This is a genomic window from Streptomyces sp. NPDC001219 (assembly GCF_053597915.1).
On the sequence record NZ_JBSFJF010000087.1, the window covers coordinates 1 to 24038 of the forward strand.

At 72.4% G+C, this 24038-nt stretch carries 15 protein-coding genes; 8 read left to right on the plus strand and 7 right to left on the minus strand.

The genetic code is table 11. From position 1 onward, the window contains the following. Positions 1-311 precede the first annotated feature (311 nt). From ACWC9R_RS33095 to ACWC9R_RS33105, 3 genes are all read left to right on the plus strand, one after another. The gene (locus ACWC9R_RS33095; RefSeq protein ID WP_450737130.1) at positions 312-1562 is read left to right on the plus strand and encodes a helix-turn-helix domain-containing protein; all 1251 of its coding nucleotides are present in this window, start codon (positions 312-314) and stop codon (positions 1560-1562) included. Between the two features lie 760 nt (positions 1563-2322). Continuing rightward, a complete protein-coding gene (locus tag ACWC9R_RS33100) occupies positions 2323-3258 on the plus strand; it encodes a YDG/SRA domain-containing protein (RefSeq protein ID WP_450737132.1) in 936 nt (311 codons plus the stop codon). 88 nt (positions 3259-3346) lie between these two features. Further along, positions 3347-4459 carry an MrcB family domain-containing protein gene (locus ACWC9R_RS33105; RefSeq protein WP_450737134.1) on the plus strand — a complete coding sequence of 371 codons (1113 nt, stop codon included), beginning with the start codon at positions 3347-3349 and terminating at the stop codon, positions 4457-4459. A 31-nt stretch (positions 4460-4490) separates the two neighbouring features. On the opposite strand, the gene ACWC9R_RS33110 is transcribed toward ACWC9R_RS33105, so the two are convergent. Together ACWC9R_RS33110 and trmB are read right to left on the minus strand one after the other, a co-directional pair. Next, positions 4491-5750 (minus strand): PrsW family intramembrane metalloprotease, encoded by a 1260-nt coding sequence (locus ACWC9R_RS33110; protein WP_450737136.1) that lies wholly within the window; start codon positions 5748-5750, stop codon positions 4491-4493. Positions 5751-5778: 28 nt separating this feature from the next. After that, positions 5779-6627 (minus strand): tRNA (guanosine(46)-N7)-methyltransferase TrmB, encoded by an 849-nt coding sequence (gene trmB / locus ACWC9R_RS33115; protein ID WP_450737138.1) that lies wholly within the window; start codon positions 6625-6627, stop codon positions 5779-5781. Between the two features lie 188 nt (positions 6628-6815). On the opposite strand from trmB, the gene ACWC9R_RS33120 reads away from it, so the two are divergent. Continuing rightward, positions 6816-8531, plus strand: a complete 1716-nt coding sequence (locus ACWC9R_RS33120) for an outer membrane protein assembly factor BamB family protein (RefSeq protein ID WP_450737140.1) — start codon at positions 6816-6818, stop codon at positions 8529-8531. Positions 8532-8618: 87 nt separating this feature from the next. Here the strand turns inward: ACWC9R_RS33120 and lhgO are convergent, their stop codons facing one another. Then, a complete protein-coding gene (lhgO, locus tag ACWC9R_RS33125; protein WP_450737142.1) occupies positions 8619-9839 on the minus strand; it encodes an L-2-hydroxyglutarate oxidase in 1221 nt (406 codons plus the stop codon). Between the two features lie 216 nt (positions 9840-10055). Beyond that, complete coding sequence (locus tag ACWC9R_RS33130) at positions 10056-11504, minus strand: MFS transporter (protein ID WP_362608726.1); 1449 nt, start codon at positions 11502-11504, stop codon at positions 10056-10058. A gap of 817 nt (positions 11505-12321) precedes the next feature. On the opposite strand from ACWC9R_RS33130, the gene ACWC9R_RS33135 reads away from it, so the two are divergent. Then, the gene (locus ACWC9R_RS33135) at positions 12322-14406 is read left to right on the plus strand and encodes an asparagine synthase-related protein (protein ID WP_450737144.1); all 2085 of its coding nucleotides are present in this window, start codon (positions 12322-12324) and stop codon (positions 14404-14406) included. Positions 14407-14470: 64 nt separating this feature from the next. Here the strand turns inward: ACWC9R_RS33135 and ACWC9R_RS33140 are convergent, their stop codons facing one another. Both ACWC9R_RS33140 and ACWC9R_RS33145 read right to left on the minus strand, forming a co-directional pair. Then, complete coding sequence (locus ACWC9R_RS33140; RefSeq protein ID WP_450737145.1) at positions 14471-16429, minus strand: sigma-70 family RNA polymerase sigma factor; 1959 nt, start codon at positions 16427-16429, stop codon at positions 14471-14473. Positions 16430-16759: 330 nt separating this feature from the next. Continuing rightward, positions 16760-17626, minus strand: coding sequence for a TetR/AcrR family transcriptional regulator (locus tag ACWC9R_RS33145; RefSeq protein ID WP_450737147.1), 867 nt, complete (start codon positions 17624-17626; stop codon positions 16760-16762). A gap of 447 nt (positions 17627-18073) precedes the next feature. Here ACWC9R_RS33145 and ACWC9R_RS33150 point away from each other — a divergent pair, with 447 nt between their 5' ends. Both ACWC9R_RS33150 and ACWC9R_RS33155 read left to right on the plus strand, forming a co-directional pair. After that, complete coding sequence (locus ACWC9R_RS33150; RefSeq protein ID WP_450737152.1) at positions 18074-19453, plus strand: NAD(P)/FAD-dependent oxidoreductase; 1380 nt, start codon at positions 18074-18076, stop codon at positions 19451-19453. Positions 19454-19764: 311 nt separating this feature from the next. Beyond that, positions 19765-21579: an ATP-binding SpoIIE family protein phosphatase gene (locus tag ACWC9R_RS33155; RefSeq protein ID WP_450737148.1), complete on the plus strand. Its 1815-nt coding sequence runs from the start codon at positions 19765-19767 to the stop codon at positions 21577-21579. Positions 21580-21649: 70 nt separating this feature from the next. Here the strand turns inward: ACWC9R_RS33155 and ACWC9R_RS33160 are convergent, their stop codons facing one another. Next, positions 21650-22948 (minus strand): MFS transporter, encoded by a 1299-nt coding sequence (locus ACWC9R_RS33160; RefSeq protein ID WP_450737154.1) that lies wholly within the window; start codon positions 22946-22948, stop codon positions 21650-21652. A 186-nt stretch (positions 22949-23134) separates the two neighbouring features. Between ACWC9R_RS33160 and ACWC9R_RS33165 the strand changes: the two genes are divergently transcribed. Then, complete coding sequence (locus ACWC9R_RS33165) at positions 23135-23692, plus strand: MarR family winged helix-turn-helix transcriptional regulator (RefSeq protein WP_450737150.1); 558 nt, start codon at positions 23135-23137, stop codon at positions 23690-23692. The last annotated feature ends 346 nt before the right edge of the window (positions 23693-24038 follow it).

Here is a 24038-nt window from a genome sequence, read left to right on the forward strand (position 1 = left end):
GCCGGACGAACTCCCACTCGGCATCGGACAGTTCATGACGACGTATCACCCGACCATGATCTACCACCCGAGATCATTTGAAGACACCCCCTAGGAGGCCGGTGGCGGCTACTGCTGCGGGGGGAATCCCAGCCATGACGCGTCCCTTCTGCGAAGAATTAACGAAGCTGCTCTTTTGCCGACTCTACGTCGCACTAGCCGGCGCCATGGTGGGTGTGCCGCAACGCTGTTGAGCGTGCCAAGCGCTGCAATGAGTCCCTCCCGAGCCCGTACTCTGACGGTGACGTTGAGTGTGCAGAGAGGGGCCGAACGTGTCATCTGACGCAACTCCGGAACTGCCTTACGAGCCGATCGCGTTTGGCCAGCGAATGCAGGTTCTCCGCGTGCGCCGCGGTATGAGCCGGACCGTTCTCGCTGGTCTGCTGGGCAAGTCGCCGAGCTGGGTAAAGCAGGTGGAGGGGGGACGGCTCCAGATGCCCAAACTCCCCATGGTCCTGCGGATCGCTGAGGCCCTCCGCGTGCCGAGCCTTGCCGATCTTGTGGGGAGCCAAGCGACGGCGATCTCGCTCTTCGCCGGTCCCGGCCATGCTCGACTCCCGCACGTACGGGACGCCCTCAACACGTACCCGCTGACGACCGGGCGCCAGGCGCCGCCCGCCGCCCATCTAAAGCACCGGATCGCCCATGCGTGGCAGGCGCGACACTCTGCCCCGCATCACCGCGACGTTCTCGGGGAACTGCTCCCGCACCTCCTTCGTGACGCTCAAGCTTCCTTGGCTCAAGCGGAGTCGGGAACAGACAGAAGGGCCGCACAGTCCGTGCTGTCCGAGGTCTATAGCCTCAGCCAGTTTTTCCTCGCGTACCAATCCGATGCGCCGTTGTTGTGGCGGGTCGTGGAGCGCAGTTTGGTCTCCGCTCAAGAATCCGAGGACCCCCACACCATCGGCGTCGCAGCATGGCTTGCCGCACAGGCACATCGCGACAGTGGACCCGCGCACTACGACGCCGCCGACGCCGTAAACCTCGCGACCCTCCGCTACCTCGACCGCTTCCTCTCTGAGGCCGACGACGACGTCCTCGCCATTACCGGGGCACTGAACTTCGAGGCCGGGTACACCGCGGCCCGGCGGGGAGACGCCGGCAGTGCTTGGCGTTACTGGGACATCGCGCGATCCATGGCAGGGCGACTTCCCGCGGACTACTTCCACCCCGTCACCTCGTTCTCCAGAGCGATCATGGGGGCGCATGCGGTGACCGTAGCCGTGGAGCTGCATGCGGGCGGCGAAAGCGTCAGGCAAGCTGCTGCCGCGGATGCGACGTCCATTCCGTCCCGCCCGCGGAGCGCTCGCCACCGCATTGAAGAAGCGCGTGGCTATTACCTCGACGGCCAGGCTGAAACTGCTCTGGCGGTTCTGGACAAGGCATACCAGGCCGCTCCCGAAACCATCCGCTACAACGGATACGCTCGACGCATCGTCCTCGAAGAGACCGAGTCGAGGAGCCCGGCGCAGCGCCGGAGGGCCAGTGAACTCGCCGTAAAGATCGGTGCGTTGGTCGCCTGATTGAGGGGGCACAAACTGTGCCCCTGAAGCTCTTCTCGTGGCCCTACGGTCAGTTCCGTCTGACCGAGGAAGACCCCCGCGACCGCTCCACACGGCCCGGGGGCACGGCCAACCTGAGAGAGCAGGTCAACGTGTCGCACTGTATCGCCCGCATCTTCGAGTCCGTAGGGGCACGATCTCGTCCCTCGGGTCGGCCCACGCCACCTCAGTTGCGAAGAGGGGAGGCCTACGTCGTCGCCCGTGGCCTGGACACCGGCGCTGGAGCGCGCCGCGGCACGACGGGGGCTGGCTGATGAGGGCCACGCAGTCGTTGCGGCTGCTGCCTTGGCTGAGCCCAGCAGGACAGCCCTGCTACCTGTCCACCGACGGGACGGGGTACTTGTCACGCCTTGCTGACGACTTGGAGCAGATGCAACTCGACATGGGGAGCGACCTTCTCGATTTCGCACGCGGACTGCTTGCTGACGACAAAGCCACCCACCATGAACTTCGCTTCCTGGGCCATCGGTTGACCGAGGCGCTCCAGGACGCCTTACGCGTCGCCGAGAGCCGCGGTGCCCGGATGCCCGTACCTGGCGGCGATGAGGCAGCAGCGGTGGGAGGGCGAGCCAGCGAAGCTGAATAGCGCAGGCGCGTCTGGGGAAGAGCGGAGCCGCTGAGCGTGTAGCTAGGCCTGATAGCGGCCTTCAGGGGGTGTGGTGCTGACCACACCCCCTGGAGGCGTGTGCCATGGCAGGTGACGGGTTGACAGGATTCGTCCATGGCGAAGGCGCGATCATCCAACCCAGTCCGTTTTGGCCCTCCGCAGGATGTTGAGGAAGGGCAGTGGTTCGCGGGGCACGCAGAGTTGCATGCAGCAGGTGTGCACCGCGGGTATGGCCAGGGCATCTCGGGCACTGCTCATGAGGGCGTCGATTCCATTGTGCTGTCGGGTGGGTACATCGACGACGAGTACGGCGAGCGAGAGATCATCTACACGGGTGAGGGCGGTCGCGACAGGGACACCGGACGCCTCTACACGGACCAGACCTTGGCGGCGCCGGGTAATGCTGGCTTGCTGCTCAATGAGGGGCTCGGGCATCCGGTGCGGGTGGTGCGTGGTCTCAAGATTCGGGGAAAGAAGCGGCCTCGTGCGACCGGAGGATACGAGTACCGCGGCCTCTTCCGTGTTGCGGAGCACTGGACGACAGTCGGGAAGGAAGGTTTCCGCATCTGTCAGTTCAGACTGCTGAAGCTGGAACCCGGTGAGTCGGCCCGGCCACATCCCGTCTCCCAGGACGACGGCACGGACACCACCACCGAAGAGCAGTTGCGCCGCATCGTCGCGTACGAGCGGCTGATTCGTGACTCCAGGGTCGTCCGGAGAGTAAAAGAGATCTACGACAACACCTGTCAGATCTGCAATTGCCGTCTCGTGGTGTCACCTGGTGGCGAGGCGTATAGCGAAGCGGCTCATATCCATGCGCTGGGCAAGCCCCACGACGGTCCTGATGAGCTGGGGAATGTGCTGTGTCTCTGCGCGAACTGCCATGCGCTTTTTGACCGAGGAGCGCTTCAGCTCAGTGACGACCTCAAGGTGTTTGATGGCCTGACGCAGCGATTCGTAGGGGCCCTGAAGACAGCCAAGGAGCACCAGGTCAAGGTGGACTGCGTGCGTCAGCATCGTGCGCGCTGGGCTGGCCGATTCACGGAGTGAGGTGGCGCTGATCGGTCGTGGTGCATGGATGGCGACACGATGGATCAGTGATGTTCGAAGGTGATCGTTCTCAAGTACCTTTTCGATCATGGGTATACGCGATCTCCTCCTCGATGTGGCCACCACGTTCGACACCACCCTGACCACCACCAGCGGGAATCCTGGTCAGGATGTGCTCAAGGCGGCTGGTGAGCGACTCGTAGACGCTCTGCCCTACGGAATGAAGGCGAAGGGTCATGGTGGCCAAGGTGGAGCCGCGGCGACACCGTGGGTCCAGGTGTTTGAACCGACCGCAGGAGGAAGCGGAACGGACGGGCTCTACCTCGCCTACATCTTCGCCGCAGACCTCAGGTCCGTTGCCCTGACGCTTCAGCAGGGGGTCACGGTATTCAGTGATCAGCTGCAGACTCGGGGCAGCAAGCTCCGCACGTATCTGGAGTTCCGGGCCCAGTCCTTGCTCGCCGAACTCCCTTCCGATCTCGTCGCGGGCTGGACCGATCGGCCGAGCTTCAAGCACCACAGCTGGCGGCCGCGGGCGTATGAGGCCAGCAGTGTGGTCGCCCGCTGCTACGAGATCGATCAGCTCCCGAGTGAAGGCGATCTTTGCGCGGACCTCGGCAACATGACCACGATCCTCAAGGCTGCCCTCGCGGTGGAGCCGCAGATTGAGGTCGTGAACGAACCGGACGGCCCGGTCATGGAGTACGCCACTCCCGCGCATGCCACGTACCAGGGCTTGGAGGGGTTCCGGCCCAAGTCGAGCGACGACTACGTCGTACAGATCGAGGCCCGTGAGCAACAGAAGAAGCGGGTCCATGAGGGGCTGCTCCGGCGCTTTGGGCCGTACATCTGGGGACGGGGCTTCACGCCGATCACCGAGCAGGTGCATCCGCGGGATCTGGTGCTTCAGGCAGGTGGTGACGAGTGGTTGGTCGAGGCCAAGGCAGTGAAGAAGGGGAATGCCACACAGGCTGTGCGGGAGGCAGTGGGACAACTGCTGGAGTACCGCCACTTCTACTACCTGCAAAAGGGCCGGCCCAAGCCGCATCTCCTGGGGCTGTTCTCGGAGAGCATCGGCGCCTACGCGGACTACCTCGAGGCGCATGGCATCGGGTCCATCTGGCGCACGTCCGACGGCTGGGCGGGTTCTGCCTCGGCGGTCGAATGGGGGATGGCCGGCGCACACGAGTCGGCGCACTGAGACCTCGGCGCCTTCCTGCTCGGGCCGGCCCCTACCACCCCTCCCGCGCCCGCCACGCATCCTCCAGCGCCGCCCGCCCCCACGCCTGATACTCCCGCAAATGCTCCAGCAGATGCCGTTCCCGGAGGGTGAAGTCGGGGGTGGGGCCCATGAGGTGGGCGCGGCGGCGGTGGAAGGAGAGGGTGGTGGCGATGGTGGTGTATTCGGTGACGGCGCGGGCGGCGGCGGGGCCCTGGGTGCGGTGGGCCAGGGTGCGGGCCAGGGCGCGGGTTTTGAGGGAGGAGAGGGCGGTGGGTTCGGTGGGGGCGAGCCAGCCGGCGGTGATGTAGGGGGCGAGGTAGCCGCGCAGGGAGAGCAGTTCCTGGGTGCGGGCCCAGATGGCGAGCCAGGTCAGGGCGGCCAGGACGGGGACCATGAAGAGGCCGTAGACGATGAGGAAGCCGAGGTCGCCCAGGGCGGACGCGCCGTTCCAGATGGCGTGCAGGAGGACGGCGGTGAGCAGGCCGAGGGCGGCGAGGGCGATGCGGGCCGCGCGGCGGCGGGGGTAGCGGGTGGCGGCGATGCCGAACGCGAGGCCGGTGAGGATCGTGAACAGCGGGTGGGCGAAGGGGGAGACGATGATGCGGAGGAAGAAGGTGCCGGCGGTGAGGGAGTCCAGGCCGGAGTGGCCCAGGGACTGGTCCTCGCCGAAGGCGTTGCCCAGGTAGAGGACGTTCTCGGTGAAGGCGAAACCGGTGGCGGTGATGCCGGCGATGACGATGCCGTCCGTGATGCCGTCGAAGTCCTGCCGCCGGAAGCGGTAGAGGAGGACCACGGCGGCGGCCTTGACCAGCTCCTCGACGACCGGGGCGATCAGCGTCGCGCCCCAGGCCTCGGCCTCGGAGGGTGAGGCGGAGGCGATGTTGGCGGCCAGCCAGTCGGTCGCGAAGCCGTTGGCGAGGAGGGCGACCAGGGTGGCCGCGCAGGCGCCCCAGGTGAAGGCGAACGCGAGGTTGCGCCAGGGCTCGGGTTCGACGCGATCGAGCCAGCAGAACGCCGCCACCAGCAGCGGTACCGGGAAGACCGCCAGGCCGAGGCCGACCAGGAGTCCTTCGGTGCCGGTCTCCTGGCGGACCATGCCGACGATGACCACGCCGGAGAGCGCGAGCAGCGACACCAGGGCGACCGCGCGCAGGGTCCTGCTGCGCCAGGGCGCCGTCGGACGGTGGTGCCGCACGGCGGTGTGCTCGTACGTGTGCGGTGTGTACGGGGGCGGTACGGGCGGGTGCGGGGGCGGCTGGGACGGGTACACCCATCGACCCTAGCGAGGGACCTTCGCGCTACGTGTCGCGGCGGCGGAAGAGGAGGTCGTGGACGACATGCCCCTTGTCCAGGCCCTGGCCCTCGAACTTGGTGAGCGGCCGGAAGTCCGGGCGCGGAGCGAAGCCGGGGTGGAGGTTCTCCAGCGTCGGCTCGGCGGAGAGCACCTCGAGCATCTGCTCGGCGTACGGCTCCCAGTCGGTCGCGCAGTGGACCATGGCACCGGGGGCGAGCCGGGTGGTCGCCAGGGCGATGAACTCCGGCTGGATGAGGCGGCGCTTGTGGTGGCGCTTCTTCGGCCAGGGGTCGGGGAAGTAGATGCGCAGCCCGGCGAGGGAGGCGGGGGCCAGCATCTCGCGCAGCAGAATGATCGCGTCGCCGTTGGCCACCCGGATGTTGGACAGACCGTTCCGCTCCGCGAGACCGAGCAGATTGCCCTGCCCGGGGGTGTGCACATCACAGCCGAGGATGCCGGTGTCCGGGTCGGCGGCGGCCATCTGCGCCGTGGCCTCGCCCATGCCGAAGCCGATCTCCAGCACGACCGGACGCCCGTCGAAGAAGGCGTCGAGATCGATCCGGGAGCGCCCGTCGATGTCCAGCCCCCAGGTCGCCCACCGGCGGCGCAGGGCATCGGCCTGGCTGGGCGAGACCCGGCTGCGGCGGGGCTGGAAGGAACGGATGCGCCGCTCGTGATGCGAGCCCGCGGGGTCGGCCGCGGGACCGGTCCCGTCGGGGAACATGGGCTCCCCGCGCCGGGGGACGGCGGCCGAGACGGCGGTGGCCCCGAGGCCGGGGGCTTCCTGGGCGACGGCTTCCGGAGCGTCGGCTGCCGACGGGCCGGTTTCAGGGGTGGCGGGGTTCTCGGACACAGTGCGTCGATTCTACGGGCGCGGGCGCAGGACCGGGCGGGAGGGCGCCCCGGCGGCGGTCGTACGGCGGCCGGGGAGGGCGCGGGGGCACAAGGGCGTCGCCGGGGAAGGGCGTTGGCGCGGTGCGCAGCGGGGTGCATACGATGCGTCGCTGCATCCGTCATACAAAAACAGGGGGTCGGTTCATCGTGTCGCAGGGTGGCCAAGGAAGCGCCGCGTACCCGCAGCAACCCGGCGGCCAGGGGGTGCCGGGAGCACCGCCGCCCGGCGCGCCGGCCCCGGGCCAGGCCGGCCCCCCGCCCGTTCCGCAGCAGGGACAGCAGCCGGGCGCCGCCGGCCAGCCGATGGCTCCCGGTTACGGGCACCCGGCACCCGGCCCCGCCCAGCCCCAGGGCGCGCCCGGAGCCGGATACCCGGGGCAGCCCGGCCAGGGCGCGTCGCCCTATCCCCCGCAGCAGACTCCGCCCCAGCAGGGCGGCTACGCGTTTCCGCCCGCTGCCCACGGCGGACCGCAGGCCGCCGCGCCGTACGGCCAGCAGGTCCCGGGCCCGCCGCAGCCGTTCCCCGGCGGGCCCGCGGCCCCGCAGTTCGGCGGCGGACCGGGCACACCCGGCGGGCCGCCCCGTAGTGGTCTGCCGGTGCCGGCGATCCTGGGCATCGTGGCGGTCGCGCTGGTCGTCCTGGGCGGCGGCGGGTACTTCCTGCTGGCGGGCGGCGACTCCGAGGAGAAGCCCGACCGGCCCGCGAACGCGCTGCAGCGGCTGTGGGAGGCCCCGTCGCCCGCCTCCGCGGAGCAGGCCGAGGACGAGAACGGCATGCGCTCGATGTGGTTCAACAGCGACGACCTCGTCTTCGGCGACGAACGCGGGGTGCGGGCGTACAACCGCAAGAGCGGCAAGGAGGCGTGGAAGGTCAAGACGCCCAAGGGTGCCGGTGAGGTCTGCGCGCTGTCCAAGACGGCGAGCGACGACGGGGTGGGCGCCGTGGTGTTCGACGCGGGCGGCGACGACTGCTCGTATCTCTCCGTCGTCGACACGGACACCGGGCGCACCCTGTGGTCGAAGAACCTCTCGTCCGACGGGGCCGCGGAGGACAAGCCGCAGGTCGTGGTGAACAAGAACGTGGTCGCCGTCGCCATCGGACGGACCTACGCCGGCTTCTCCCTCGCGGGCGGTGCCAAGAAGTGGGAGCTGACCGCGCGCGGGCACATCTGCACCAACTGGGTGGGGCTGAGCCCCGAGCACCTGGCCGTTTCCAGCGACTGTTCGGATGCGAAGCCGAAGCAGCAGCTGGACCTCCAGGACCTGGAGGTCGCCAGCATCCACGCGAAGATCAAGGGCGAGAAGGCGGCGGTCGAGAAGGTCCTGTCGGACTGGCCGCTGACGCTGCTCATGGACCAGGACCCCGGGCAGCCGAACCCCAACCGCACGATTCAGACCTACTCGGACATCGGGAAGCCGAACAAGTCCTTCGCGCTGTCGGGTGAGTTGCGGGACCTGACCTTCGAGCCGCGCAGCACCTTCGTCGACGAGGACGAGCAGGTGATGATCACCGGCTACGGGGACGGCGACGGCATCGCCGGCATGGATCTCAAGACCGGCAAGCTGCTGTGGAAGAAGCGCGGTGAGGTGGCCACCGCCGGTCTGGACACCGACGGAGCGGTCGCGGTGACCAACTCGCCGGACAGCGGTGCGTCCGCCCGTGACCCGCTGCTGATCTCGATCAACCTGCGGGACGGCAAGGAGAAGGTGCTGGGCGCGGTCTACGACCCGGACCACCAGCTGCCGCCGCCGACCAGCATGTCGCTCTTCTGGCACCCCCGCGAGAACACCCTCTACCTCCAGGGCGAGTCGCTCAACCACGACAAGACGAGCATCCAGGCCTTCAAGGCACCGAACGGCTGACGGCACCGGAGCAGCGGTTCTCCCGGCTCCCGTCCCTCCGCCCTCCCGGATTCCGGGACGCGCGGGAGGGCCGGGGGCCGGTCCGCGTTATGCGCGCCCCGTGCCCAGCACCCCCAGCACCCGCCGCGCCACCTCCCGCCCGATGGGCAGCGAGGCCGTGGCGGCCGGGGACGGGGCGTTGAGGACGTGGATCATGCCGGGGGACTCGGCGAAGAGGAAGTCGTCGACGAGGGTGCCGTCGGGGAGGACGGCCTGGGCGCGGACGCCCGCCGGGGCCGGGAGGAGGTCCTCCTCGCGGGCGGCCGGGAGCAGGCGGCGGACCGCGTCGGCGAAGGCGCGGCGGGAGACCGAGCGGTGCAGCTCACCGGCGCCGTAGCGCCAGTGGCGGTGGGCTATCCGCCAGGAGCCGGGGTACGCGAGGGTGCCGGCCAGCTCGGCGGGGCGGACCGTGCGCCAGTCGTAGCCCTCGCGGGCCAGGGCGGGGACGGCGTTCGGGCCGATGTGCACGGCGCCGTCGGTGCCGCGGGTCAGATGCACGCCGAGGAACGGGAAAGCCGGGTCGGGGACCGGGTAGACCAGGCCGTTGACCAGGGAGGCGCGGTCCGGGGCGAGGGTGAAGTACTCGCCGCGGAACGGGACGATCCGCATGCCGGGGGCGTCGCCGGCCAGCCGGGCGATCCGGTCGCAGTGCAGGCCGGCGCAGTTGACCAGGGCGCGGGCGCGGTGGACCGTGCCGTCGGCCGTACGGACCGCCACCCGGCCGGGGCGGCGGCCGATGGCGGTCACCTCGGAGCCGTACCGGACACGGGCACCGGCGTCCTCGGCGAGGCGGGCGAAGCGGCGGGCGACCGCGCCGAAGTCGCAGATGCCGGTCGTGCCGACATGGATGGCGGCCAGGCCGCGCACCTCGGGTTCGTACTCCGCTATCTGGGCGGGGCCCAGCTCGCGCACCGGCAGGCCGTGCTCGCGGCCGCGCTGGATGAGGCCGTGCAGCCGCGGCAGTTCGCTGCGGTCGGTGGCGACGATCAGCTTGCCGGTGACCTCGTGCGGGATGTCGTGCTCGGTGCAGAACTTCACCATCTCCGCCGAGCCCTGGAGGGCGAAGCGGGCCTTGAGCGAACCGGGCGGGTAGTAGATGCCGCTGTGGATCACACCGCTGTTGCGCCCGGTCTGATGGCGGGCCGGGCCGGGCTCCTTCTCCAGCACCACCACCCGCGTGCCGGGCGCGGCACGCGTGAGCGCGTACGCCGTAGAGAGTCCGACGATGCCGGCACCGATCACCAGCACATCGCAGTCGTACGCCGCCACTGCACCTCCCCAACCGCATGACCGCGGGCCGACCCGTCGCCACGGACCCGCGCATCATCGAAGACGACGTATCCCATCATGACGGCCGGCACTGACAATGCCGATCGGACGGCTCCGGAGCGCATGATCCCGGCCGGACCGCGGCGGACCGCGCGGCCCGGCGGACGGCTTCCCCTCCGGGGCCTTCCCTTCCGGGCCGCTTCCCTCCCGGCCACCCTAGGCAGGCGCCGCCAGCAGCGGCCTCGCCCGCTCCCGCAGCTCGACCACCCGGGGCTCGTCGCCGTACGGCTCCAGGCGGTGCAGCAGGTCGCGGACGTACTCGGTGGTGCGGGCCGAGGAGATCCGCCCGGCCACCTCGACCGCGCGGGTGCCCGCCGCGCAGGCCGCGTCCAGATTGCCGGACTCCAGTTCGGCGACGGCGGACACGACGAGGCGCAGACCGTGCGAGCGGACGAACTCCTCCGTGGGCCGGGACAGCGCCTGCTCGGTGAAACGGCGGACCTGGCGGGGCAGCCGCAGATCGCGGTAGCACTCGGCGGCGTCGGCCGCGAACCGCTCGTAGGAGTAGAAGTCCAGCCACGAGGGGTCGGGGTCGCCGCCGCGGGAGCGCTCCAGCCAGCCCTCGGAGGCCTTCAGCGCCACCTCGCAGGCGCGCGCCTCACCCGCCTTGGCCTGCGCCCGCGCCTCCACCAGGCGGAAGAAGCTCATCGTCCGGGCCGTGGCCAGTCCGCGGTTGCGTTCCAGCGCGGCCTGGGCGAGGTCGACGCCCTCGTCGGCGAAGCCCCGGTAGGTCGCCTGGAGGGACATCGAGGCCAGGACATAGCCGCCCAACGGGACGTCGGCGGCCGCGCGGGCCAGCCGCAGCGCCTGGATGTAGTAGCGCTGCGCCGCCTCCTGCTGGCCGGTGTCGAAGGCCATCCACCCCGCGAGCCGGGTGAGTTCGGAGGTCGCCCCGAAGAGCGCCCGGCCCACCTCGTCGCTGTACGAGGCGAGAAGCAGCGGCGCCGCGTCCACCCGCAGACACTCCGGCACCATCGAGGAACGCCAGTCCCCGCCGCCGTACTTGGAGTCCCAGCGGCGCGCGTCCTCGGCCGCCTCCCGCAGCTTGCTGACGTCGCTGTGCCCGACGTGCTGCGGAATCCCGGCCTCACCGGCCGCCGCCGCGTCCTTGTCGCGGGCCTCGGCCGCCGCCCGCGCCACCGAACTGTCCGCCGGGGATATCAGCCAGCGCGAGGCGGGGGTGGCGTACGCGCTGACGGCGAACGATCCGGCCAGGCTCTGCCAGATGCCGCCCCCGCCGGCCCGCCGTCCGGCCAGATCGAGGCGGTAGAGCTCGGTCGCGGAACGCACCGCGGCGCCCACATCGCGGGGGAAGGCCAGGCCGACCTCGGGTGCCGGGTCCGCGTCGGCCAGCCCGATCTCGTGCAGCGGGACCGGACGGCCGAGCTTGCTGCCGATCGCGGACGCGATCAGATGGGGCGCGGCGCCCTGCGGCACCATCCCCTTGGAGACCCACCGCGCCACCGACGTCTTGTCGTAACGAAGCGTCAGTCCGCGCTGCGCACCGAGGTCGTTGACCCGGCGCGCCAGTCCGGCATTGCTGATACCCGCGAGGGCGAGAACGGTGCCGAGCTTTTCGTTCGGCCCGCGTATATCCCTGGACATGCGCACCCCTCGACACAGCGACGGCCGCCCCGGTACCCCGGGGCATGCGTCCACCCAGAGTAGTTCGCCGCATCCCGACCGTTAAGTGTCGGTGTCCCGGATGGCGAGATTCGTGTTCAAACAGGGGTGCGGGAATTGGCATGTGCTCCGGGTACGTGTGCCCGTGCGCCCGTCCGTGCGCGCTGGCCGCCCGCTTCCGGGGGCGCTTGCATGGCTTCTGCGTGGGTCGGCCCGCTGCACTGGAGCCAGTGGGCTGGGGGATACCGTCACCTCATTTCCCCGCGGGTGACGGTCCGGTCCGGGGGGCGCAGCCCGCCTCCCGGACCGTCGCACGGAACGGCCGCCGGCCGGCCGGGCCGCCGGCCGACAGGGTGCCCGGAAGGGTCAACTGGGCTGTAGAGAACGGACTTTGGCCGAAAATCGATGGATGACGCTTTCGCGCCGCCGAGCCCGCGGAGCCGCCTCGGGGGCCACACGGGGGGCCTTCCGGGGCCGATGCGGCAGAGCGCCCGCGCCCGGCGTGCGGGCATGCCGCCGGACCGGCGGGCGCGGCCGTCCAGCGGGCACCCCGCCGTGTCCGCCCCGCCGCCCGCGGCCCGCCCGCACGGTGCGGACGTGACACCTCCCCTGGGCCCGCCGCCGGCACTCCGCGGCCGCGCACCCCGCCAACTGCCCGTACACAGGCCCGCTCCGGCGCCTCTCCCGGGCCGCTGTCATGGCAGCATGGTCCGCACAACAGCTCGGTGACCGGCCGGGCGATCCGCGGTACGGGGTGGCCGTTGGCCCCGGCGCACGGGGACATCGGGTGGAGGCGGCGATGCGCTGGTTGGTGGGGTGGAGCAGTGCCGCCACGGGACCGGCGGCCGGCGACGAGCGCCACACGGTCCTCCCCGTGGGCGCCCAGCTCCTGTGGCCCGGACCCGACCCCCTCTGGGCGGTCGGCGACTGGCGGCCGGACGAGGTCCGCGTCGTCCAGGCCGACCCCGACACCCGGCTCGCGGTCTTCGGCGTCTGCGGCGCCACCGACGACCAGCTGAAGGTGGGCCTGTTCGCGGCCCGCGGGGGCGCACTGCGGCATCTCACCGCCTGGCCCGGCAGCTACACCGCCGTCGTCCAGGTGGGGCGGCGGATCACCGTCACCGGCGACCTGGCCGGCGCCCGCCCCGTCTTCCACACCCCCTGGGCCGGCGGCACCGCCTACGCCACCGCCGCCCTCCCGCTCGCCGACCTCGTCGAGGCCGGTCTCGACATCGGCCATCTCGCCGCGCTGCTGGCCTGCCCGGACATCCCCGAGGCGCTCGGCGCCGGCACACCGTACGAAGGCGTCCGCCGCGTTCCGCCCGGCCACGCCCTGGTGCTGCGCGGCGGCGCCGGCGACATCACCTCCTTCGAACCGACCGCCTCGCTCGCCGTCGCCGCGCCCCAACTCGCCCCGGAACAGGCCGTGGAGGGCGTCCGCGACGCCCTGGTCGAAGCGGTCCGCGCCCGGCTGGCCGGACCCCGGCACGTCCCCGATCCGGACGCGCTCGACGGCCTCGACCCCGGACCGGTCCCCGGTATGGGACCCGCCGAGCGGCGCGCGGCGCGCGGCGCACCGGCTCCCGGAGTCGGCGCCGACCTCTCCGGAGGCAGCGCCTCCGGAACCCTCGCCCTGCTGGCCGCCGGTCTGCCCGGCCGGCCCGGAAGGCTCAACGGCCACGGCGAACGCCTCCTGGCCGTCACCTTCAACGACCGTGCCACCCAGGGCGGTCAGGACTGCCACGACGCCGAACTGGAGCGCGCCCGCACCCTCGCCGACAACCCGCGGCTGCACCATGTCGTCGTCGCCGCCGGCGAAGAGGCCCTCCCGTATGCCGACCTCGACAGCGGCCCGCTCACGGACGAGCCGGGCCCCTCCCTCACCACCGCGAGCCGCCACCGCCGGTGGCTGCTGGCCGGCAGCGCGGACCACTTCGTCGGACACGGCGCCCGCCAGGTCCTCGACGCCCATCCGGCCCGGCTCGCCGACCTCCTCATGGACCGCCGCCGACGCCATCTGCTGCGCCCGGTCACCGCGCTGGCCAAGGCGGACGGCGCCTCGGCGCAGTCCGTCCTGGTCCCCTTCACCGTCTACCGTGCCGCCCGCAGGCTGGCCCGTATGCCGTACACGGCCGGTCTCGCCGATACGGCGCGCCGTCTCCTGGAGCGGCAGTTCGCCGACGAGCCGGTGGCCGGCGGGGCCGTGGACGCCTCCCTGGCCGCGCTCGCCTGGTGCCGCCCCGGGCCCGCGGCGCGCTGGCTCACGGGCGAGGCGCTGGCTGAAGTATCGGTTCGGCTGAGCGAGGCGGCGCACCGCTCGCCCGCCGCGGGCCGACCCGGCGAGCGCCGCGCCCGTGCCGCGCTGGCCCGCCAGGCCGCCGACCACCGCGTCTTCGAGCAGGCCGCCGAGGTCCGCAGCCAGCGGCTGCACGCCCCCTTCCTCGACAACCAGGTGGTGCTCGCCTGCCGCGCCCTGCCGGACACCCTGCGGGTGCAGCCGGGGGCACGGGCCGCGGTGCTGCGGTCCGTACTGGCCGGGGCCGGAGTCCGCGACCTGCCGCCCGGCTGGGGCGCCGCCTCGCAGCTCACCCACGCGGCCTCGGTACGCGCCGGGCTGCGCGGCGCCGTCGCCGACCTGGAGCGGCTCTTCGACACCCCGCTGCTGGCCGACGCCGGCCTGGTGGAGGCGCGGGTCGTCCGCAGGGCACTGCGGTCGGCGGCCGAGGGCGCGGCCCTGCCGCTGGACGGGCTCGCCGAACTCGTCTCCACGGAGCTGTGGTTGCGGCGTCTGGTGGCGCGCCGGGGATCGTGCTGGACCGGGGCGGGGGCGCCGCGCCAGAAGGCGGTCGCGGCAGGCGTGGTCCCCCGGGCGCGACTGGGCTGAACCCGGCGCGGGCGCGGGCCGGGTGACCTCACCGACTGGCCCTGGAACAGCGGCCGTCGGCGCCTCAGCGGCACATGATCGTCGACTGTGCCCAGTCCGCCAGCGCCGCCCCGCCCAGAGGCGTCGCCGGATCGGTCACCAGCCGCAGCGTCCGGTGGCCCGCCAGCGGGACGTGCACCGGTACGGCCGGGTCCGCACCGCGGACCACCCCTGACCGCCACAGCCGCACCCCGTCCGCGTAGACGGAGAAGCGCAGCCCGCCCGGCCCCGCGCCGAGGTCGTCGACGCCCGCCATGGCGTCGAAGGCGGTGCACCGGCGGTTGAGGTCGATGGTCACCGAGGACCGGGCGTGCACGCTCACCCCGTGCGGATACGTCCGGCCGGCGATCCGCGGTGCCCGCCGCTGCCACAGCCAGCTGCTCTCCAGGGTGCGCACCTCCGGCTTGCTGCCGTCGCCCAGGACGTCGTGGGCGAGCGCGCTGACCCGGTAGGCGGTCGGGGCGGGCAGCGGCGGTGTCGGGGTGGGGTCCGGCGGCGTGGGCCCGGGCGGTGTGGGCTTCGGCGGCGTGGGCTCGCCGGGTGGTGTCGGGTGCGCGGGTGTCGGGGTGGGCGAGGGCTCCTGGGGGGACGCCGTCGGTGCGGGCGTCCGCCGGGGGCCGGGCTTGTGGTGCGGCTCCGGGCGGTGCGTGCGGTCCGGCCCCGGGGCGGCGCCGCTCGCCGGCGGCAGCGCGGAATGCGAGGGTCCGGGGTCCGGCCGCTGTGGCGCGGACGGCCCCGGCCGGGGAGCCTGGGCCCGGGATTCCGGCGCCGGCTCCGGGGCGGCGGTCAGCGCCAGCGAGAGCGCCGCACCCACCACCACCGCGGCCCCGACCCCGAGTCCCGCCTTGACGGCTCCGCCCAGCCCCTTGCCCACGGCGGCGCCCGTGCCTCCGGTCGCCCCGGAACCACCGCTCCCGGCGGCCGCGGCCGCACCGGCCGCCACCCCCGCGGCACCCGCCACCGCCGTCTTGACGGCGTACCCGGCGGCGAGCCAGCCGATGAACGCGACCGGCAGCAGCGCACCGATCCGCTGATTGACGTCCGCGACCTCCAGCGCGGCCAGCCGGCACCGGGGACAGTCGTCCAGATGCCTGCGCAGCCCCCGCTCGGCCCGCATCCGCAGCCCGCCGCGGGCATAGGCGCCGAGCCGGTCCGCGTACCGGGCGCAGTCGCCGCCCGCGGTCAGCGACTGGCTGACATGCGCCTGGAGATACGCCTGCCGGAGACCCTCGCGGGCGCGGTGCGCCAATACGGCGGTGGCGTTCGCGGTCAGCCCGAGCAGCGGCGCGACCTCGCTCGGCGACTCGTCCTCGACCGCGGTGTGCCACAGCACCGTCTGATAGCGCTCCGGCAGACTGCGGAACGCCCGTACGGCCATCGACCGCTCGGCCTCCTGCATGGCGCGCACCTCCGCCCCCAGGTCCGGAACGGCGTCGTCCCCCGACGCACCGGCCGAGGACACCGCGAACACCGCGAAGTCCTCGACCAGTTGCTCCCGCCGCGCGCTCTGCGCCCAGGACGCGGCCACCCGGCGGACGGTCGTCAGCAGATAGGCGCGCACCGCGGACTCCGGGCCCGCCCCGCCGCGCACCGCCTGCAGCGTGCGGGCGAAGACCTCGCCGGTCAGGTCCTCCGCGGTGTGCACGTCCCGGCAGCAGCCGCGGGCGTAGCGCCGGACCGCCGGGGCGTGCCGACGGTACAGCTCCTCGTACGCGCTGTCGTCGCCGGCCCGCAGATCGGAGAGCAACTGGGCGTCGGACGGCGGGAGTCCGCCGTCCCCGGAGCCGGCGGCCGGGGCCGCGCGGCGGACGGGGTCCCGCTGCGGCGGGACGCTGTGCCCCGCGTCCGCCGGGCCCCCGGCCCGCTCGCGCGCGGCCGGGGGAGCGGTGGCCCCCGACGGCTCGCTCCGGCCGGGCGGCCGCCCGGCCCGCTCGCCCGCCCCGGCCTCGCCTTCGCGCCGCCCGTCCCGCCCGTCAACATCCATCGCCGAGGCTCCCGAAACCGCTGTCCCAACGGAATACCGCGCAAGCGTGCCACACCGGGACCCGGCGGTTGCGGGTCCTGACGGCCTGCCACCCGTCCGGGGAGCACACGCGGACGACCGCACGGGCGTTCACCCGTACGGGCCATGCCGCGCAGACGGCCGATACCGTGCGCGCACCCCGTACGGGCACTGTTGTGCCGGGCACCCCGAAGCGCCTCTCGGTATACGAACGTGAGGTGCCGCCGCCCGCGGGCGGCGGCTTCCCGCAGCCGGGCCCCGCCCGGTGGGCCCGGCGTCCGGGTCCCTCCGGACGGGGCCGGCCGCCGGACCTCAGCGGGGCGGGCGCGAGCGCAGCCCCTCCAGCAGAATCTCCAGCAGCCGCGCGGACGCGGCCTGCTGCTGACCGGGATCGGGCAGCGTGGGCGCGCCCGTGGCGATGACTAAAAGGATGTCCGAGACCGTCACGTCGGCGCGCAGCTCACCGGCCGCACGGGCGCGCTCCACGAGCCGCCCGACGACCTCCAGCAGGGCGTCGGCCCCGGTCGTCTCCTCGGCGGCCTCGGCCGGCCCGCCCTCCTGGCCGTCCCGCCGGACCTCGGCGGACACCCCGTCCGCACCGGGCGCCGTGCGCTGCTGCGGCACCCGTGCCTCGCTCAGCCCGTCCGGCACCCGGGACGCTCCCGCGTCCTCCGCTGCCGGCTCGGCGGACCGGTCGGCGCCCGCGCTCGCCCGCAGAATGCCCGGCGGCAGCAGCCGCCCGGCACCCGAGGCGACCGACGTCCGCAGGAAACGGGACAGCGCCGACCACGGGTCGTCCTCCTGGCCCAGTGCCGTACGCGCCTGGTCCGTCAGCCGTGAGGTCTCCTCCTCGGCTATCCGCCGGACCAGGACGTCCTTGCTCGGGAACCGGCGGTAGACCGTGCCGACCCCGACGCGGGCCCGCCGCGCCACGTCCTCCATGGGCGCGCCGTACCCCAGCTCGCCGAACACCTCGCGTGCGGCGCGCAGTACGTGCTCCAGATTGCGCTGGGCGTCCACCCGCAGCGGTGTGCTGCGGCCGCCCGTCCCCGTGCCGGCACCGTTGGTCATCGCGGTGCCGTTGCTGTGGGGTCTGCCGTGCTCACTGCCGCTCCCGGCGCCGTCGGCGGCATGGGCCACCGCGACGTTGGACGGCCATTGAGAGCCCTGAATGTGCATAGTGATCCCCCGGTAATGACGTCTCCCCCCGGAGACTCCCCGCCCTGACAGTCAGGGCGTACCGACGAGAGGGTGCACCCCAACGAGATACGAACATAGTTGAGCCGGGGTCAAGAATGAAGGGGGCGTTCCGCGCAATGCGCCCCCCGATCGGCCCAAGGCGTCTGATCCGCCCCGAAAACGCCCCCGGATTTTCTTCGCCACCGGCCCCCTGACCAGCACAGCTCGCCCCGGAATCGCGGAATGCGCCGTTCCGTCGGCGGGGCGGCGCCCGGTCATACATTTCGACGGGCCTGTGGACAAAGGCGCGCCGGGGGTGCGTCATGGAACAGTGCTGTGCTTTCCCGGGGGCGCAGCTCCCCGAAGCCGGCCGCGCCGTCGGCCGGCTCGTGGTTCGGTGCCGCCCGGGGCCAGGTCGACACCGCGAGGAGAACCTCTGTGAAGACTGTGTCTTCGGAAGACGTCACGCGCATTCTCGTTGTCGGTGGTGGCTACGTGGGGATGTATACCGCCCTGCGATTGCAGCGGAAGCTGAAGCAGGAGCTCCGGCAGGGCACCGTCGAGGTCGTCGTGGTCGACCCCGAGCCGTACATGACGTACCAGCCCTTCCTGCCCGAGGCCGCGGCCGGTTCGATCTCCCCGCGCCATGTCGTCGTCCCGCTGCGCCGGGTGCTGCCCCAGTGCAAGGTCGTCATCGGCGAGGTCACCGCCCTCGACCACGAGGACCGCCGGGCGACCATCACCACCCTGGCCGCGGAGGAGACCGGCGACGGCGCCGTCGAGGTGGCGTACGACGAACTGGTCCTCGCGCCGGGCTCGGTCTCCCGCACCCTCCCCGTCCCGGGCCTGGCCGACGTCGGCATCGGCTTCAAGACGGTCGAGGAGGCCATCGGACTGCGCAACCACGTCCTCGGACAGCTCGACATCGCCTCCTCCACCCGTGACCCCGCCGTCCGCGACGCCGCGCTGACCTTCGTCTTCGTCGGCGGCGGCTACGCGGGCGTGGAGGCGCTGGCCGAACTGGAGGACATGGCCCGCTACGCCGTCCGCTACTACCACAACATCCAGCCCGAGGACATGAAGTGGATCTTGGTTGAGGCGACGAACCGCATCCTGCCCGAAGTGGGCGAGGAGATGGGCCGCTACGCCGTACGGGAGCTGCGGGCCCGCAACATCGACGTACGGATGGAGACCCGGCTGGACTCCTGTGAGAAACGGATCGTCCAGCTCAGCGACGGCTCCCGGTTCCCGACCCGGACCCTGGTGTGGACCGCGGGCGTCAAACCGCACCCCCTCCTGGCCGCGACCAAGATGCCGCTGAACGAGCACGGCCGCGTCCTGTGCACCCCCGCGCTCCAGGTGGACGGCGTCGCCCACGCCTGGTCCGCCGGGGACGCGGCCGCGGTCCCCGACCTGACCGCCGGACCGCCCGCCGGACCCGACGAGCCCCGCGCCCTGTGCGCCCCCAACGCCCAGCACGCCGTCCGCCAGTCCAAGGTGCTCGCCGAGAACATCGCGGCGTCGGTACGCGGCGGCCCGATCGTCGACTACGCGCACAAATACGTCGGCTCGGTGGCCTCCCTCGGCCTGCACAAGGGCGTCGCGTACCTCTACGGGCGAAAGCTGAAGGGCTACCCGGCGTGGTTCATGCACCGCGCCTACCACCTCAGCCGGGTGCCGACCTTCAACCGCAAGGCCCGGGTGCTCGCCGAATGGACCCTCGCGGGCCTGTTCAAACGCGAGATCGTGTCGCTCGGCTCGCTGGAGAACCCGCGCGCCGAGTTCGAACTCGCCGCGGGAACCGGACGGCACAACGAAGCCAGTTGACGCGCCGTACGGCCACACGAGTTGACGCGCCGTCGGCCCAGGACCGGCCGGAGGTTCCGGAGCGCGGAACTCCACAGCGGCACCCCGTCGTCTGACGGATGTCCGTCCGGTCGGCCACACTGGACGTGTGACCATGGGTGGGCTCGTATCTGCAAAGAGTGACAATCACGAGGATTCAGGACGTTTGCTGCATTCCGCAAAAGGGCGCCGAGAGTGTCCCCAGCCGACCGTCTCCCGGCCCCCGGCCGGGCGGTCCCGCCATGCCGACGGCCCGATCCCGCGCGACGACGCGAAGTAAGAGGTACCCCTCCGTGATCTTCACGCGCTGGAGCGCCAGACTCCCCGGCACACAGCGGCGCGCCGCCGCCCGGTCCGACCGCGCCGCACCCCGCCCCGCGCCCGGCACACCGGCCGTCCCGCCCACCGCGGCCCCGGCGCCGTCCGCCGTGCCCGCGGCCGACGGCGTCCCGTCCGCCCCCACGGCCGCCACCACCGGCTCCGTCCCCGCCGCCCGCGCCGAGCGCCCCGAACCGGCCCCCTCCCAGGACCGCGTCCCCGCGACCCTGCCGCCCACCGTCGACGCGCTGTCCGTCCACGACATCCTGGGCACCATCCCCGCCCTGGTCGCCGTCGTCTACGGCCCCGAGCACCGCCTCGCCTACGTCAACGGCGCCTACGCCGCCGTCTTCGGCCCGCGCCCGGCCGGCCACACCGCCCGCGAAGCCCTCCCCGAGCTCGACGCCCTCGGCCTGCTCCCCCTGATGGACCAGGTCCTGCGCAGCGGCAAACCACGCACCGTCAAGTCCCGCAAGGTCCCCGGCGGCGCCGGCGGCGACCGCACCCGCGACGGCTACTACACCTTCACCTGCACCCCGATCGAGGTCGCCGCGAGCGGCCCGGCCCCCGACCCCGAGGTCGCCTGCGTCGCCCCGCACAAGGGCGTCCTCGTCTTCGGCGCCGAGGTCACCGACCAGATCGAGTCCGCCGAGCGGCTGCGCGCCAGCGAGGCCCGCCAGCGCGAGGCCGCGGTCACCCTCCAGCGCTCCCTGCTGCCCCAGGAACTCGAACAGCCCGATGACCTACGCGTCGCCGCCACCTACCAGCCCGGCGGCACGGACGCCGCGGTCGGCGGCGACTGGTACGACGTCATCACCCTCGGCGCCGGCCGTACGGCCCTGGTCATCGGCGACGTCATGGGCCGCGGGGTGCGCGCCGCCGCCGTCATGGGCCAGCTGCGCACCGCGGTCCGCGCCTACGCCCGCCTCGACCTCCCGCCCCACGAGGTCCTGCAGCTCCTGGACGGCCTGGCCGCCGAGATCGACGCCAGCCAGATCGCCACCTGCGTCTACGCCGTCCACGACCCCAATGAGGGCCGCCTGGTCTACGCCTCGGCCGGCCATCTGCCCATCCTCGTCCGCGACCAGGACGGCACGGTCCGCCGCGCCGCCGAACCGACCGGTCCGCCCCTGGGGACCGGCGGCTGGCTGCACACCTCCGGATCGGTCCCGCTCGGCCCCGGCAGCAGCGCCGTCCTCTACACCGACGGCCTGGTGGAGCGCCGCGACAAGGACATCGACCACGGCGTCGAGGCCCTGGAGCGCGCCTTCGCCGGCGCGGCCGGCGCCCCCGACATCGTCTGCGACCGGCTGCTGCGCTCCCTGGGCATCACGGCCACCCACGACGACGACGTCGCCATCCTCGTCCTCCAGCACCCCGCCCGCACCGGCCATGACGCCGAGCTCTTCCACAACGCCGCCCTGGAACTCCACGGCGGCACCGAAGCGGCCCCGCGCGCCCGCGCCTTCGCCTCCGGCGTCCTCGCCTCCTGGCGCTTCTCACCCGAGCTGCACGACCTCGGCGTGCTGGCCGCCAGCGAGCTGGTCGCCAACTCCCTCCAGCACGGCACCCCGCCGATGCGGCTGCGCCTGCGCCGTACGGACCGCCGGCTGATCGTCGAGGTCACCGACGGCGACGACCACCTCCCGCGCCGCCGCCGCGCCGAGCCCGTCGACGAGGCCGGCCGGGGCATCTCCATCGTCGCCACCATCGCCTCGTCCTGGGGCTCCCGCCGCACCCCGGGCGGCGGCAAGGCCGTCTGGTGCGAATTCGCGCTGCCCCGCGGCTAGCCGTACGACAGAGCGGCCCCGGTACCGGTCGGAGAAGACCGGTACCGGGGCCGTCGGACCACCGGTCCGCTCAGGTCCCGCAGGGCACCGCCGCCGGCTCGGCCGGCACCCGCGCCGCGGGCACCGCCGCCACCGCACGGTGCGGATTGTCCTGCGCCGGCCGCAGCATCCGCCCCAGCCACAGCGACAGCCCCGTGATCCCCAGCGCGCAGAGCACCAGCATCCCGATGTACGCCGCGTACATCCCGTGCCCCACCATCAGCGCGCCCACCGCCGGACCGACCGCCAGCGCCAGCTGTTTGACCAGCGCGAACGCCGAGTTGTACTGGCCGATCAGCGAGGCCGGCGCCAGGTCGGCCACCAGCGGCGCCACCGTCGGCGACAGCATCGACTCACCTATGCCGAAGAGCGCGTACGTCGAGATCAGCAGCGCCGTCGCCACCATCTGCGCGCCGTGCACCAGCCCGGACAGCCCCGCGGCGAGCCACGCCACCGTCCAGACCATCCCGACCAGCGCCATCACCCGGCTGCGCCGCCGCCCCTCGACCAGCTTGAGCACCACGAACTGCGCCGCCACGATCGCCGCCGTATTGGCCGCGAGCGCGATGCCCAGGCTCGACGGCGCGATCCGGGTGACCTCGGTGGCGTATGCCGCCAGCCCCGACTCGAACTGCCCGTAGCAGGCGAAGAACAGCACGAACCCCAGCACGCACAGCCACACCATCCGCCGGTCCGCGAACAGGGCCCGCCAGGCACCCTCGGCCCGCTCCTCGGTCGGCACCGCGTCCTCGACCTTCGGCCCCCGCGGCAGCCGTACGGTCGCCACCGCCGCACCGAGCACCAGGAACATCACGGCCTCGATGGCGAACAGCCGCACAAAGCTCGACGCCTGCGTCTCGTCGACCAGCAGCCCGCCGACCAGCCCACCGACGCCCAGCCCCAGGTTGTTCAGGAAGAACTGGGTGGCGAACGCCCGCGACCTGGTCAGCGTCGTCGAGGACCACACGATCATCGTCGCGAGCGCCGGCTGGATCACCGCGATCCCGGCCCCGAGCGCGATCGCCGACCCGATGACCAGCGGCTCGGTGGCGGACAGCCCCAGCCCCAGGGCACCGGCTGCGGCGGAGACCGTACCGGCGATGGCCACCGGCAGCGGTCCGCGCCGGTCGATCGCCCGACCGGTCAGCGGCAGGACGACCAGTGCGGCCACCGCCAGCATCGCCAGCACCACACCGGCCGTACTCGGCCCGAGATCCCGCACCTTCGCCACGTAGACGTACAGATACGGAACGGTGAAGCCGTTCCCGAACGCGCTCAGCGCGTTCCCGAGCTGGATTCGGCGCAACGCGGCGCCCATCGCGGTGGTCACACTCACCTACCTAGGTCAGGTCGTCAGAAGGACAGGGGGAGAACCAGGGAGCCGGGACAGACACCAGGGCGAGACGGTCCGAGCCCGGACAGTCTCACCCTGAAGACTTCAACTCTAAAGTTCGAAGTTAAAGAGTACATGGTGAAGAACTTCAACGCCAATGACTTCCATGCCATACTGCGCCGCATGCCTGAGCCCTCCGATGCGGCCGCCGACGCCGAGCCGAGCCTCGAGGAACAGATCGCCGCCTACCAGCGCGAATTCCAGGACCTCGACCCCCAGGTGGAGCAGGTCGTCTCCGCACTCCAGCGCCTCAACCGGCGGATGAACGTCGCCTACGGACGGCAGACCGCCACGCTCGGCATGAGCAACGCCGAATGGGAGGTCCTCAAGGCCCTCGTCGTCTCCGGCGCCCCCTACCAACTGGGCCCCGGAGAACTTGCCAAACGCCTCGGCCTCACGCCGGCGGCCATGACGCACCGCATCGACCGCATGGCGAGCGAGGGCCTGGTCACCCGGGAGCGCGACGAGACCAACCGCGTCCGCGTCATCGTCGAGCTGACCCACGAGGGACGCGAGAAGTGGCTCGAGGCGATGCGCCTCGCCTCGGTCTTCGAGGAGGACCTCCTCCAGGACCTCTCCGGCAAGGAACGCCAGCTCCTCGGCCAGGTACTGACCCGCCTTCTGCGCCGCGTCGAGGACGCCCAGCCGGACGCCGACGGGCGTCTGAGCGACCTCGACTGACGCGAGTTGACACGGCCTGGCCCCATCCGTAGTGTTCTCCGAGTTGCCACGGAGCCGACGGCCCCGGGCAGCCATCCCGCCGCTTCGCGGCACACCACTACTGCACGGCCCCTCACCGGGAACGATTTCGGCATGCCGAAATTCGCACCGTGACGTGATTATGCGTCAACGAGGAATTCCGCTAACGTAGTGATCACGCCGAAAGGCGCGGCAGCACAAATAGCCGCACCCCGGCGGAACCCCTTCCGACAGGGAATCGGAAACGAATTCGGACCGGCAACGGAACGAAATCGGATCTGCTAGAGTCGGAAAGGCCGAAAAGCGAAAGCGAAGCGGCCGACCCCGC